The 12,378-nt window shown below is 70.5% G+C and carries 11 protein-coding genes and 2 pseudogenes; 6 read left to right on the forward strand and 7 right to left on the reverse strand.

The window, feature by feature from the left end; genetic code table 11:
- The 3 genes and pseudogenes from ACIPLC_RS11205 to ACIPLC_RS11215 all read left to right on the forward strand — a co-directional run.
- Window positions 1-210 (forward strand): annotated as a pseudogene (locus ACIPLC_RS11205) (2-oxoacid:ferredoxin oxidoreductase subunit beta); the annotation flags it as partial.
- 55 nt (window positions 211-265) lie between these two features.
- Window positions 266-1,507 (forward strand): 1-deoxy-D-xylulose-5-phosphate reductoisomerase, encoded by a 1,242-nt coding sequence (dxr, locus tag ACIPLC_RS11210; RefSeq protein ID WP_400472693.1) that lies wholly within the window; start codon window positions 266-268, stop codon window positions 1,505-1,507.
- Window positions 1,504-2,478: a 4-(cytidine 5'-diphospho)-2-C-methyl-D-erythritol kinase gene (locus ACIPLC_RS11215; RefSeq protein ID WP_400472694.1), complete on the forward strand. Its 975-nt coding sequence runs from the start codon at window positions 1,504-1,506 to the stop codon at window positions 2,476-2,478. The genes dxr and ACIPLC_RS11215 overlap by 4 nt, the downstream gene beginning before the upstream one ends.
- A gap of 373 nt (window positions 2,479-2,851) precedes the next feature.
- Here ACIPLC_RS11215 and ACIPLC_RS11220 read toward each other — a convergent pair whose 3' ends face one another.
- The 5 genes and pseudogenes from ACIPLC_RS11220 to ACIPLC_RS11240 form a co-directional block, all read right to left on the reverse strand.
- Entirely contained in the window at window positions 2,852-4,297 is a 1,446-nt protein-coding gene (locus ACIPLC_RS11220) for a hypothetical protein (protein ID WP_400472695.1), read from the reverse strand.
- Window positions 4,298-4,323: 26 nt separating this feature from the next.
- Window positions 4,324-5,568: a phosphatidylserine decarboxylase gene (locus tag ACIPLC_RS11225; protein ID WP_400472696.1), complete on the reverse strand. Its 1,245-nt coding sequence runs from the start codon at window positions 5,566-5,568 to the stop codon at window positions 4,324-4,326.
- 571 nt (window positions 5,569-6,139) lie between these two features.
- A pseudogene (locus ACIPLC_RS11230) lies at window positions 6,140-7,024 on the reverse strand (flavodoxin-dependent (E)-4-hydroxy-3-methylbut-2-enyl-diphosphate synthase); the annotation flags it as partial.
- 232 nt (window positions 7,025-7,256) lie between these two features.
- Window positions 7,257-8,285, reverse strand: coding sequence for a polyprenyl synthetase family protein (locus ACIPLC_RS11235; protein ID WP_400472697.1), 1,029 nt, complete (start codon window positions 8,283-8,285; stop codon window positions 7,257-7,259).
- A 27-nt stretch (window positions 8,286-8,312) separates the two neighbouring features.
- Complete coding sequence (locus ACIPLC_RS11240; RefSeq protein WP_400472698.1) at window positions 8,313-8,732, reverse strand: Rieske 2Fe-2S domain-containing protein; 420 nt, start codon at window positions 8,730-8,732, stop codon at window positions 8,313-8,315.
- Between the two features lie 916 nt (window positions 8,733-9,648).
- On the opposite strand from ACIPLC_RS11240, the gene ACIPLC_RS11245 reads away from it, so the two are divergent.
- The 3 genes from ACIPLC_RS11245 to ACIPLC_RS11255 are packed head-to-tail and all read left to right on the forward strand — an operon-like array spanning window position 9,649 to window position 10,645.
- Window positions 9,649-9,933, forward strand: coding sequence for a hypothetical protein (locus ACIPLC_RS11245; protein ID WP_400472699.1), 285 nt, complete (start codon window positions 9,649-9,651; stop codon window positions 9,931-9,933).
- Entirely contained in the window at window positions 9,930-10,298 is a 369-nt protein-coding gene (locus tag ACIPLC_RS11250) for a hypothetical protein (RefSeq protein WP_400472700.1), read from the forward strand. The genes ACIPLC_RS11245 and ACIPLC_RS11250 overlap by 4 nt, the downstream gene beginning before the upstream one ends.
- The gene (locus ACIPLC_RS11255) at window positions 10,295-10,645 is read left to right on the forward strand and encodes a hypothetical protein (protein WP_400472701.1); all 351 of its coding nucleotides are present in this window, start codon (window positions 10,295-10,297) and stop codon (window positions 10,643-10,645) included. Before ACIPLC_RS11250 ends, ACIPLC_RS11255 begins: the two co-directional genes overlap by 4 nt.
- Window positions 10,646-11,076: 431 nt before the next feature.
- Here the strand turns inward: ACIPLC_RS11255 and ACIPLC_RS11260 are convergent, their stop codons facing one another.
- Together ACIPLC_RS11260 and ACIPLC_RS11265 are read right to left on the reverse strand one after the other, a co-directional pair.
- On the reverse strand, window positions 11,077-11,274 hold the full coding sequence (locus ACIPLC_RS11260) for a hypothetical protein (protein WP_400472702.1): 198 nt from the start codon (window positions 11,272-11,274) through the stop codon (window positions 11,077-11,079).
- Window positions 11,271-11,852, reverse strand: a complete 582-nt coding sequence (locus tag ACIPLC_RS11265; RefSeq protein WP_400472703.1) for a hypothetical protein — start codon at window positions 11,850-11,852, stop codon at window positions 11,271-11,273. The genes ACIPLC_RS11260 and ACIPLC_RS11265 overlap by 4 nt, the downstream gene beginning before the upstream one ends.
- Window positions 11,853-12,378: the final 526 nt, after the last annotated feature.

Genomic DNA, 12,378 nt, shown 5'->3' on the forward strand with positions numbered 1-12,378 from the left:
CACGCGGCCAACCCGGCCACCGCCTTCGCGCTCTCCCGGATCGCCGACGCCGACACCCTCCACCACACCCCGATCGGCGTCCTGCGCGACGTCCGACGGCCCGTCTACGACGAACTGATGACGAGCCAACTTGCCATTGCTTCACAGCAGATGGGCACTGGCTGCCTCACCACGCTGCTCACCGGAACGGATTCCTGGACCGTCGCCTGAAGAGCAAGCACACCCGATCACCCCGGCACAGCACGAACAGACAGGACGAAGAACCATGGCAGTCCCCGGGACCCACGCCCCCATGGCCATCGCCGACACCCACCTCCCCGGCGATCCGCCGCTCGGGCGGCGCGACATAGCCGTCCTGGGATCCACCGGCTCGATCGGCACCCAAGCCGTCGACGTGATCCGACGCAACCCCGACCGCCTGCGCGCCGTGGCACTGGCCGCGGGCACGCGCAACCTGCCGCTGCTGGCCCGCCAGGCCCTCGATCTCGGTGTCGAGACCGTGGCCACCTCCCGGCGCGAGGCCGCACCGGCCCTGCGCCTGGCCCTGAAGTCCCAGGCGAACGGGCGGCGGCTGCCCCGCGTCCTGGCCGGGCCGGAGGCCGCCACCCAGGTCGCGGCCATCGGCTGCCACCGCGTCCTGAACGGCATCAGCGGCTCGATCGGACTCGCCCCCACGCTGGCCGCCCTGGAATCCGGGGCACGACTCGTCCTGGCCAACAAGGAGTCCCTGATCGCCGGCGGCCCCCTCGTCCGCAGACTCGCCCGCCCCGGCCAGGTGATCCCCGTGGACTCCGAGCACTCCGCGCTGCTCCAGTGCCTGCGCGGCGGCCAGCGCCGCGAGGTGCGCCGACTCATCCTGACCGCCAGCGGCGGCCCCTTCCGCGGCTACACCCGGAGCCGACTCGACCGGGTGACGGTCGACCAGGCCCTCGCCCACCCCACCTGGACCATGGGCCCGCTGGTCACCGTCAACTCCGCCACCCTCATGAACAAGGGCCTCGAAGTCATCGAGGCCCACCTCCTCTTCGACGTGCCGCTGTCGCGCATCGCCGTCGTCGTCCACCCGCAGTCCGTCGTGCACTCCATGGTCGAGTACGCCGACGGCTCCACCCTGGCCCAGGCCAGCCCGCCCGACATGCGCATCCCGCTCGCGCTCGGCCTCGGCTGGCCCGACCGGATCCGCGACGCCGCCCCCGCCTGCGACTGGTCCACCACCGCCACCTGGGAGTTCTTCCCGCTGGACACCGAGACCTTCCCCGCCGTCTCCCTCGCCCGCCAGGCAGGCGACGAAGGCGGCCTCGCCCCGGCGGTCCTCAACGCCGCGAACGAGGAATGCGTCCGTCTCTTCCTGACCGGCCGCATCCCGTTCACCGCGATCGTGGACACCGTCCGCCGCGTCCTGCACGCCACCTCCCGCCCCGTCCCCAGCGCCGCCCTCACCCTGGCGGACGTCCGCACGGCCGAGACCTGGGCCCGCGCCCAGGCCAGGGAGCTGTCGACCGCATGAACACGGCCACGCCCCCAACGCCCCGTAGCGTCACCGCGACGGCGCCGGGAAAGATCAACGTCCAGCTCTCCGTAGGCGCCCGCCGCCCCGACGGCTACCACGCACTCACCACCGTGTTCCTCGCCGTCGCACTCCACGACACCGTCACGGCCACACTCGCCGCCCCCGGGCGAACCGCCGTCACCGTCATCGGCACCGACGCACAACGGGTGCCGACGGACGCCACCAACCTCGCCGTACGCGCCGCACAGCTCCTCCGCGAACACCACGGGACCGACGCCGGAGTGGCCCTGCACATCACCAAGCGGATCCCCGTCGCCGGAGGCATGGCCGGCGGCAGCGCCGACGCCGCCGCCACCCTCCTCGCCTGCGACGCCCTGTGGAACACCCGGACGCCCCCTGCCCAACTCCACGCCCTCGCCAGCGAACTGGGCAGCGACGTACCCTTCGCCCTCCTGGGCCACGCCGCCCTCGGCCAGGGCCGCGGCGAGATCCTCGCCGACCTGCCCGTCATCGGCCCCCTCCACTGGGTCCTCGCCTTCGCCCACAGCGAACTCGCCACCCCGGCCGTCTACGCGGAACACGACCGCCTCCACGCCCTGCGCCCCACCGACGCCCGCCCCAGGCCGCAACCTCCCGCCGATCCGGCCCTGCTCGCCGCGCTGAAGACCGGCGATGCCACCGCACTCGGCGCAGCACTCGTCAACGACCTCCAAACGGCAGCCCTCTCCCTCCACCCCGCACTCGCCGCCACCCTCCGCATCGGCGCAGCCGCCGGCGCCCTGGGCTCGATCGTCTCCGGCTCCGGCCCCACCTGCGCCTTCCTGACCACGGACACCCGCGCGGCCCAGTCCGTCGCCCGCGCCCTCGCCGCCTCCAGGGCCGTCCGCCGCGTCCGCACCGTCGACGGCCCCGCCCAAGGTGCACACCTCGTCCCTCCCCGAACCCGTCCTACCTCTGGCCGGACGTGAAGAAGACGATGCCGCTGGTCCGCCGGGCGGTCCGGGAGCCCTGGCGGTCAGGGAAGAGGAATCGGCGGAGCATGATGCCGCGCAAAGCTCGGCATCATGCTCCGCCGTGGCTCACCGGGAAGAGCTGGTCAGCGGTACTCGCTTTCGTTCAGCTCCACGACTCGCGCCTGCTCCGCCCGATCGGCCTCACGTACGAGGTCCCCCCGGCTCAGCCCGTGCCCCCTGCTCCACCTCCAGGATGCGGACGGGCTGGCGCTGCGGGATCTGCTGTGCCGGACACCCCGGGTGGAGGAGCAGGGGGTGGACGAAGGACTGAGAGCGCCGTGCGCAGCCGGTTGCGGCCCGCGGGCTCGTCGGCTGCGCACGGGTGCGCTCATCCCTTTTCGTGTTCAGCCTCCTCCTCGGCCTTGTCGAGGATGCTCTGGGCCACGCTCTCGGGGTTCTGGCCGGGGACGGGACGTTCGAAGAGCCAGTTGTAGAGCATTTCCCGGCAGATCTGCGGCTGGTAGGCCGGTACTTGGTGTCCGGAGCCGGGTACGGACACCTGGGTCACGTCGATGCTCTTGTTCTTGAGGGTGCGGACGAAGCCCTTCGGGTTCCCCTGTGCCTGCTTCCAGATCAGCCGCTTGGCTCCGCGCCAGTCGTTGGACACCATCATGATGCCGTCCAGGATCTCCTCGGTGCTCTGGTATCCGCAGGCGGTGTCGAAGTTCCCGGTGTAGAGGAGGGTCTTGCAGCCCTTGTTGATGAGCTCGGCGTACAAGGGGGAGGCGTCGGCCATGTTGTCGCACTTCAGCGCCGTGGCCACCGGGCCGGCGTTGTCCTGGCACTGCCAGTCCCGGTCGACGTGCAGGGCGTTCTTGACGTCCGCGCTGTTGAGGTACGAGCGCAGCGCTCCCATGGACAGGTCGTCCCAGCGCCGTACGTCGTAGACGTCGAAGTTGCCCCCGTAGGCCAGGACGGCGTTCACCAGGCCGTTGCCGAGGTCGGTGGCCTGCTTCAGCTTCTGGCGGTCCTGGGTCTTCTCCCCTTCTTGCAGGACGCTCTGGAACGCGGCGTAGCGGTCGTACAGGGTGTTCTTCTGGTTCACGCCGATGAACCCGGACGCGTAGGCGCTGTCGATCATGACGCGGACCGACAGCTCCGGCTTGATCCAGCCGTTGCCCACGGCGATCCCCTTCAGCTCGATGGGGCGCCCGTCCTGCCGCTTGTTCTGCTCGATGATCTCCAAGGCGATCGCCGGCACGTACTTGCCCGCATAGCTCTCACCGCAGACGTACAGAGGGCACTTCGCGTACTCCGGGTACGTCGTGAAGAACTGCTGCAGGGCCTGCCAGAACATCTGACTGAGGGTTTCCTCGTCCTCGACGTACGTATCCGGGGTGTCGCAGTAGCTGTACCCCGTGCCGATGGGCTGGTCCCAGTAGACGACGTGCGCTTCCTGGTTCCAGGTGTCGGGGCTCACCGACACGGTCCCGGCGGCGTCGTCGCCGACGCGCAGGGGCCCGTTCTCCAGGAACAGCCCCAGCAAGGAGGAGGCGCCGGGCCCGCCGTTGAGCCAGATCAGCAGCGGCGTCGCGTCGATCAGCTCCTGCTGCGCCGTGGCGTCGGCGTTGGGGTCGCAGGTCTGGCTTTCGAAGAACCAGTAGAACAGATGGCTCTTCGCCGGGCCCGGGCCGTCGACGTCCGCGTATCCGGCGTAGGAGCGGACCTTCTTCTGGACTTCGCCTTCCTCGTGCTTCTCGGGGTCGGGGTAGAAGTCGATCCCCTGCGTGCCGGGGATGTTGGCCGGGATCCCGTACACGGGACTGCGGGACATGGTTCACCTTCCGTTCGGGGGCTGGGTCAGGAAACCGGCGGAATGCGCCGGGGCTGTGTGCGGCGGAAGTTCTCGAACAGGCGCTCGGCCCGCTTCACCTCTTCCAGGACCCCGATGCGCTGCCCCATGAGCAGTTGCAGTGCGGGGAACCGCCCCTTCTCGAACAGCAGGATGTTCAGCGACCCGCCGTACTGGAAGCAGCCGATCTCCTCGCCCTTCTTCACCTCGACCGGGACCGCGTCCCCCGTGATGTTCCTGAACTTCTCGACGAATTTCACGGAGCCGATCGAGTTGAGGCCGACGGGCACCAGGGCGACATAGCCGTCGCCGTCCGGGTTCCCCTCGTGATCCACGTACGGCGTCCTGATGACGACGTACCCGCGGCGGAAATCGGCGAACGGGCCGTAGTCGTAGCCGTAGCCGACGTTCCCCTTGTCGAGCAGCGCGGGGAAGTCCCGCATCCCGTAGTAGACACCACCGATGTCGTCGCGGGCCTCCACCACCTCACCGCCCACCGGAGCGTGGTACCGGTGGTAGGTGTCGGGCATCAGGATGCACGAGACGGCCGTACCGCCGCCCGGCTTCCCCTGCTTGTCGCGGGTGAAGTGCTCCGCGTACTTGGAGCCGCCGAGCAGCTGACGGACGTTCATGGTCACCGTCTTGACCGGGATCGGTGTCTCATCCGTCAGCTCGTCGACGATCATGTTGACGACGCAGTCGGTCGGGGCGACCACCACGCTGGGGTCGAGCCTGCCGTCGATCGGCCGCGCGCCAGGCGCCAGTTCCCTGATGAAGAACTTGTTGAAGGTCGACCAGTCCCCCTTCTCGTAGTCGGCCAGCGTCTTCGGCCCGAGGTCCTTGATCCACTTCTGGACGAGGGTCGCCGACGACGGGTCATCCATCTGAAGGCCCTGCAGATTCGTGAAGTCGGCCAGCACGTCGCGCCCCGACCCGCTGGTCACGAATTCCATTCCGGCGGGGTTTTGGTAATTGATCCAACTGAACTTCTCGATGTAGTTCAGCCCCTCGTGGACGCCCTGCTTCAGTCCCCAGTCGTACCACTCCTTGAAGAAGCTGCACAGGGTTTCAATATCCGCTCCCCGCCAGTCCTTCCAGACGTCGTCCGGCGTGCCATCCGGGCGTAACTGTACGCCCTCGATCGCCTTCTCGAACTTGTCCTTGAAATCGCTGGTTTTGTCGTTGTACAGCCTCCTGACGTTATCGAGAAACTCCTTGATGGTCTTTGAAAAAGAGTCGGTGATCGGGCTCACGTCCCGCTTCCTTCCGTGCGAGGGGTCCTCGGTGTGGTTGCACCTCACGCCTTCAGTTCCCGATTCGCATGCGAACGCGCCTACGGCTACTCCGTTCATACGCAACAACCACCCGCGTGGCGGGACTCCTTGACCGACCTGGATTCGGCTGAGCTTCTGATCAGCTGACGAGCCGCGTCCTGGGCCGCGAGGTCCGTTGGTGCGGTGCTCGCCGAGGATCACAGGGTGCCAGCTTCGAGCTGGGTGGAGATGCCGGGAGCGCGCCGTGGCCCGGCTCGACACCTACTGCCACGAGGTGAACGGGTGGGCCTGCCTGTTGCAGACCGACGGTTGGGTCGAGCACGTACGCGACGGCGGCCAACTGGCGGTCACCGTCGCCCTCTACCCGGGCACGTTGCTCGCGGTCCGCGTGGACCCCGCCGGCTTCACCGACCGGTCGGCCGCCGACCCGGAGGCCGTGGTGGTCCTGCGTGCGCAGACAGCAGCCGCTCCGGATGCGTCCGTACGACTGTCCGAGGGGACCGCCGTCTTCACCACCGGCCTGGACATTCCACTGGACGACTTGATCGCGACCTACGACGACTGGCCGATGGTGCTCGCGCCCCCGCCCGAGGAACCCTACGACGACGAGGAGGACGATGACTCCGGCGACGCGCAGGGGGTGGGGGAAGTCGTCGAAGGCGGCTTCGACGCGCTGGGCGAGGGTGTGGATGTCGACTTGGAGGCGGCCGCAGCCGGGGCAGGAGACGATCTCCAGCTTGCGGGGGCGCAGGCCGAGGGACTGCAGGATGTGCGTTCCGGCTTTGACCTGGTCGACGGGTGGGGCGGAGAGGGAGACGCGGATGGTGTCGCCGATGCCTTCGGTGAGGAGGACGGCGAAGGCGACGGCGGATTTGATGGAGCCCTGGAGGGTGGTGCCGGCTTCGGTGACGCCGAGGTGGAGGGGGTGGTCGCAGGCCGCGGCGAGGAGGCGGTTGGCGGCGATGACGGTGAGCGGGTCGTGGTGCTTGACGGCGATCTTGAGATCGGTGAAGCCGTGCTCCTCGAACAGCGAGCACTCCCACAGCGCGGACTCGGCCAGGGCCTGGGGGGTGGCGGCGCCGTGCTTGGCGAGCAGGCGGGGGTCGAGGGAGCCGGCGTTGACGCCGATGCGGATCGGTACGTTCGCTGCCCGGGCGGCGTGGGCGATCTCGCGGACCTTGTCGTCGAACTTGCGGATGTTGCCGGGGTTGACGCGCACGGCCGCGCACCCGGCGTCGATGGCGGCGAAGACGTAGCGGGGCTGGAAGTGGATGTCGGCGATGACGGGCAGCTTCGACGTGGCGACGATGGCGGGCAGGGCGTCGGCGTCGTCCTGGGAGGGGACGGTGCCGACCAGGATCTGCCGCGAGCGACGACGCTTCGGCGTGCGCGCAGACGGGGGCGGTTGGGGAAGCCCCAGATCGGTCAGGGCCATGACTGTTCCTCCGGTCTCGGGAGAGGTGGTGCCGGCGAGAGGGTTGGGGACGGTCCCTGGTGGCGGCTGGGGTGTGCGGGCGGGTGCGGGCGGCGAGTGGGTGAGGGCGGCAGGGCGCCCGGTGAGAGCGGAGCGGTGGCTCACGGCCTGGCGGTGTCCGGTTACTGATGGCGGGGTCTTGGACAGGACCGGTCCGGCGGCGACAAGGACGGTCCTGCTGTGGAGTCCCGCTTCAGTGGTCGCGGTGGCTGATCATCTCGGCGAGGGCAGTGAGTTCGGCGGCGGGCAGGGGTGCGGGTTCGGCGAGGGCGAGGCGGTGGAGGGCGTCGGCGCTGTGGCGTCGGGCCCGGTGCAGGGTCCAGTCCCTGGCGCCGCTCTGTTCGATCAGCTTGGCCGCGTGACGGCATTCCTCCTCGCTGGGGGCCTGCGTTGCGCGGTAGAGGGCGCGCAGGGCCTCGGCCTGCGGGGTGTGCCCGGCCATGGCGGCGGCCACCGGCAGGGAGACCTTGCGCCGGCGCAGGTCCGACAACGCGGGTTTGCCGGTGCTCTTTTCGTCGCCCCAGATGCCGAGGAGGTCGTCGGCGCACTGGAAGGCGATGCCCAGGTGCCGGCCGAAGGCCCGCAGGTGCTCCGTGCGCTTCGCGTCGGCGCCGCCGGCGATGGCGCCCAGCGCGCAGGCGCAGGCGCAGGCGAGGAGCTCGCCGGTCTTCCCCACCGCCACCGCCAGGGCCCGGTCCTCGCTGACGTCGGTACCGGTCTCCAGAAGCGTGTCGAGGTACTCGCCCTCGATCAGCAACTGGACGCTTTCCAGGAGGACGGGGATCGTCAACTCGGCGCGGGGGGCCTGGGTGAGGGTCTGCACGGCGGCGAAGAACAGGGCGTCGCCGACCAGGATCGCCGCCGGGATCCCCTTGGCCGCCCACAGGGCGGGTCGGTGGCGACGCATCCGGTCGCGGTCGATGATGTCGTCGTGCAACAGGCTGGCGTTGTGGATCAGTTCCACGGCCACGGCCGCGGGACGGGCGGCCTCCGCGCCACCGCCGACGGCCCGGCAGGCCAGGAGCGTGAGGGCAGGACGCAGCGCCTTGCCCTCGCCCGGGTGGTCGACGTGGACGCGGTCGTCGGTCCACCAGCCGAAGTGCAGACCGGCGAGGTGCCGGATGTGCGGGGGCAGGCGGTTGACCTGGGAGCGGATCAGCGGCCTGACGGCGTGCGCGCTGTGCGCCAGGATGCGTTCGCAGTCACGGGGTTCGTCGGACACCGGGCCTCGCCTTCGGGTGGCGGTACGTCAGGTTCGGACAGGAAGCGGCGGGCCGGGCCTGTCCCCCGGCCGCCCCAGGAAAGGTTTCGGGCCGGGCGGCACACGGGGCTGCGGCCGGTCGTTGTGGGCTGCGCCCCGAGGTCCTTCGCAGGTTCGGGTGTCTCTTCCCGCAGGACCGTCGGGGCGCAGGTTGTCCCCCTGCGCCGTTGCCCCGTGGCCCAGATGGGCCCCCAGATGAGGGCAGTACGGCCGCACCGCACGCATCGCGCCGCTGGCGGTGCGGTAGAGCACGACGTCCTCGCCCATCAGACGTCGGGTGAGGACCTTCCCCGCTTTCAGTTCGTGACTGGCGGCCAGGGCGAACCAGCCGTCGGGGTAGGGAAGACGGGGCGCTGTCGCCTGCGCTGTTCGCGGTGCCGGGGTCCAAGGGATCACAACGCACCTCATTGGTCGTTGTGGTGACGGGCTCGTCTGGGTGAGGCTGTCCTGGCCGGACCTGCGTGATGCGCGGGGCCGTCCGGTGCCGCGGTGGCCGTACGGGTCCTGCGTGGGCACCCGTACCGGAGCGGGCGTCAGCACCGTTGGCTGGTGGACGCGCCGGCCGCGGTGCGGTGTCCCCGGATTCTCGGGGCGGGTGTCGGTCGGTCCGCACGGCGCCGCGCAACGTACGGACCGGGCCTAGGGTGATCGCTGGGGCGGGCCCGGGTGGCGAGGGTGTCACGGCACAGGTTCGGCTCGACGATTGTCGGCCGGGCACGTCGGGTCCCTGCCGGCCGCTCGGGTGAACGGCCGACGACGGTCTCTATACCAACAGATGAAGGGCCGTCCCGGAACGGCGCGCGGCCCTCACGTCGGAGCACGGCATCCTCCGGTCCGCGCCCTCGCCCCTCTCCCCTCACGCCTGCCTCCATGACGTCGCAGGTCAGCGGCCACAGGGACAGTCCCGCGGGGCGGGGCCGCCCTGAAGCGCCGCGGCGAGGCCGCTGTCGGGGGCCTGCGGAGCCGGCGGCGACCACCAGGACCGGGTACGGCCCTCGCACCGCCCTGCGGTGCGGGCGCCCAGGTGGCACCGCTCGACGCCTTCGCGGCACCGCACCGTTCCACGGACTTCCCGCGGGTGCCGGGGCGGCGGGAAAACGGTCCCGACCGGGGCAGCGGGCGCGGGTACGGCGCCATCGGCGCGGGCGTCCGGGGCTCGTTGCCTCCCGAGCCCCCGCACACGGGGTTGCCGCCGACGTGCGTCCTGGCGTGCACTCAGAGAACTGAACGCCTTCCGTCCGAACCTTCGGCCACCGGCCCGGAGGATCGCTGGCGATCAGGCCTTTTCGCGTGCTCGCACCCCAGCAGGGAGGAACACCCCCTCATGAGTGAGCCCCGGACGCGACGCGGCATCATCCGCTCCCTGCGCACCTTCGTCGACGACGCCAAGGAGATCGTCGGCGAGCTCATCGAGCGCGCGGCGGAGCTGGAGTGCAACCTCCGGGACGCGATCATCGACCTGCTGAAGGAGAACACGGGGAGCGGACCCGCCCGCGACATCCCCGCCCGTCCCGTGGGCGAGGCGGCGCAGTTGGCGGGCCTGCGGGCGGAACTGGCCGCACTGCGGGAAGAACTCACCCGCCTGTCCAAGACTTCTCCGGGTACGTGACTGACCCGGAGAACCGCGACGGGGACGACCGCCGTGGTGTGCCCGGTCCGTCGACGGGCACGGACGCGGAGCGCCGCCTGATCCGGGAGGAGAACGGGCTTCTGGCGGACTCGCTCACCGGCCGACGGGTCTCCTTGGCGGAGCTGGCCGACGATATGCGCAACGGGCGCCGGTTCCAGGCCCGGGAACGCGCGAGCGGTGGCGAGTGCACCTATCAGGTCCTGGTCCAGGTCCTCCTGGCCGCGCTCGCGTCCGGCCCGGTGGCGGGCGCACTGCCGGGGACGGCGGGCCTCGTGTCCACCACCGGCCGCGACGGCTCTGCCCACCGGCCGGACGACGTGGGACACCGGACAGGGAGCGGGTGAAGCGCAGTCCGGTACCCGGGCGGAGCAGGACCGACCCGGCTCCCTCTTCGCGCGGTGGCCGCGCATGTTCCTCCATCACCGACGTCTTCACCGACAACCTGCGCACCATCATCTTCGGCCTCGCCCGCGAGACCCTCTCCGAACAGCAAGCCGCCCGCACCGCCCTCGAACTCATCATCGCCACCCCCGGCACCCTCCAACAGGGACGCGACATCCTGCGCAACCTCGCCGACAACGACCCCACCCTCCGCATCGCCAACACCCCGGACCGGCCGGACCACAGCCACACCCACGCCGCACTCATCCTCGCCGCCGCCATCATCTGGGCCGCCAGGCACCGAAGATGACCCCGCTCCCGGTCACCACAATGGACAGCGAACGCCGAGTACGTCCCGCGAGCGCACCTCCCCGGGCCGGACCTCTCCCGTCACCGGCCCCGGACTCGACCTGCCTGTGCGAGGAGGGCTTGCAGCTTGCGTCGCGTCAGGCCCGCCGAGTGACCACCGCATCGCCCCAGGTTGTCGTCGTCCCGCAGCGTCTGCGTGCAGGCACCACCCTGCAGAGACTGGCCGCGGTCGAGACCGGTCGTCGTGACCGCGGATTCAGTCCCTCGGGTACGGCTCGGCCGGCGCCAGGACCCGGGCGACGGCGCCCACGCCACCACTGGACTCGTCCCGTCCACCCTCGTGAACGCATCGGCACCACTGCCGGCCGCGGCCTGGGCGGGACGTTCTCGCGTCCCCGCCCAGGCCCGGCCCATGCGGGCTGGGGTCGGCTACTACTGCCTGGTCGCGGTGTAGTTGAGCCAGAGCTTCCCGTCCTTGGGGACACGGCCTTCCTCGACGGTGTGGCTACCGCTGAACCACCCCAGGTCCTTGGGACTGAGGTTCCAGTCCACCGTAATCGTCACGCCGAAGCCGATCTCGGTGATGTGGAAGGGGTCACCGGACCCGTCCGGGGTGAAGGTGCCGTTCACCGACCCGGGGACTGTGAACTTCTCGCCGTCGACCACGACGGGAAAACCCGTATGCGTCCGGTCAGCCGGTCGACCGTCACCGCCAGGTCCGCCCGGTCGGCGTCCTCGATCTGCGCGGGCACGAGGTAGCCGTGCTCGATGGCGGGGCCGGACTGGACGATCGCCCCGGGGAAGCAGGTGTTCGTGTTCGGGTTGAACGTGACCACCTGGTCGGGGTTCTTCGTCAGGCGGTAGGTCTGCTTGGTGCGCTTGACGCCCTTGACCGTGGTGACCTGCGGGTCGCCGACCGCGGTCTTGGCGTCGGGCTTGTAGGGGTGGAGCTTCGACCACTCACCCCATTCCCGCAGGTGCTTGCCCACATCGGCCTTGTCGTCGGCCTCCCCGAAACCCACCGCGGACACCGCCAGGGGCAGCTCGCTCCCGGCACCGAAGGCCACTACCACCAGCACGCCCGCGCCGACGCCTACGGTGAACGTGAGCTCCTCGGGGCTGGCGCCCTGGGCCACGACGGCCGGCTCGCGGTCCCGCTCGGGATAGGCGGGCACCCGCCGCATCTCGTAGCGCGTAGCGCGTGGCACCGGGCACCGGGCACCTGCCAGTCCACCGTCCAGGTGCCGTCACCGCGGTCGACGGCCCATGCCGGAGCCGGCACCGCAGGCTCCCGTCCCTCGCTCGTCCTGCCCACCATTCGGATCACGCCTCTCGTGTATGCGGCTGGACCACATCGGTCCAGCCGATCGCGTCCGAACGAGAGTCGACAGTGCTCCCCGACAAGGACTAACCACCCGTCAGGGTGACAGGGACACCCGTTTGACGGTCCGCGTCCGCCCGGCCGTCAGGTGCCGGGGCGGTCACTCGCCGTCCCCCGATCGGTACCCCTACCCGAGCGGCCTGCGTTCCGCCATGCGAATGCGCGCGCGAAATGAACGGCGAAAGCCGGGCGGCAGACCGGATCGGGAATCGCCGGGGCGCAATTCCGGACGCCGGCATCCGTCGGCCCGGTCGCGATTCAAAAACCCGCCGCCGAAATGCCGGCCCGGTCGGTGAAGGCGTCGCCGGCATCCCCGGGGCGAAGCAACAGCACCCCGCCACCCCGACGCTCAC

This window comes from Kitasatospora sp. NPDC086801 (assembly GCF_044745805.1).
Taxonomy (GTDB): Bacteria; Actinomycetota; Actinomycetes; order Streptomycetales; family Streptomycetaceae; genus Kitasatospora.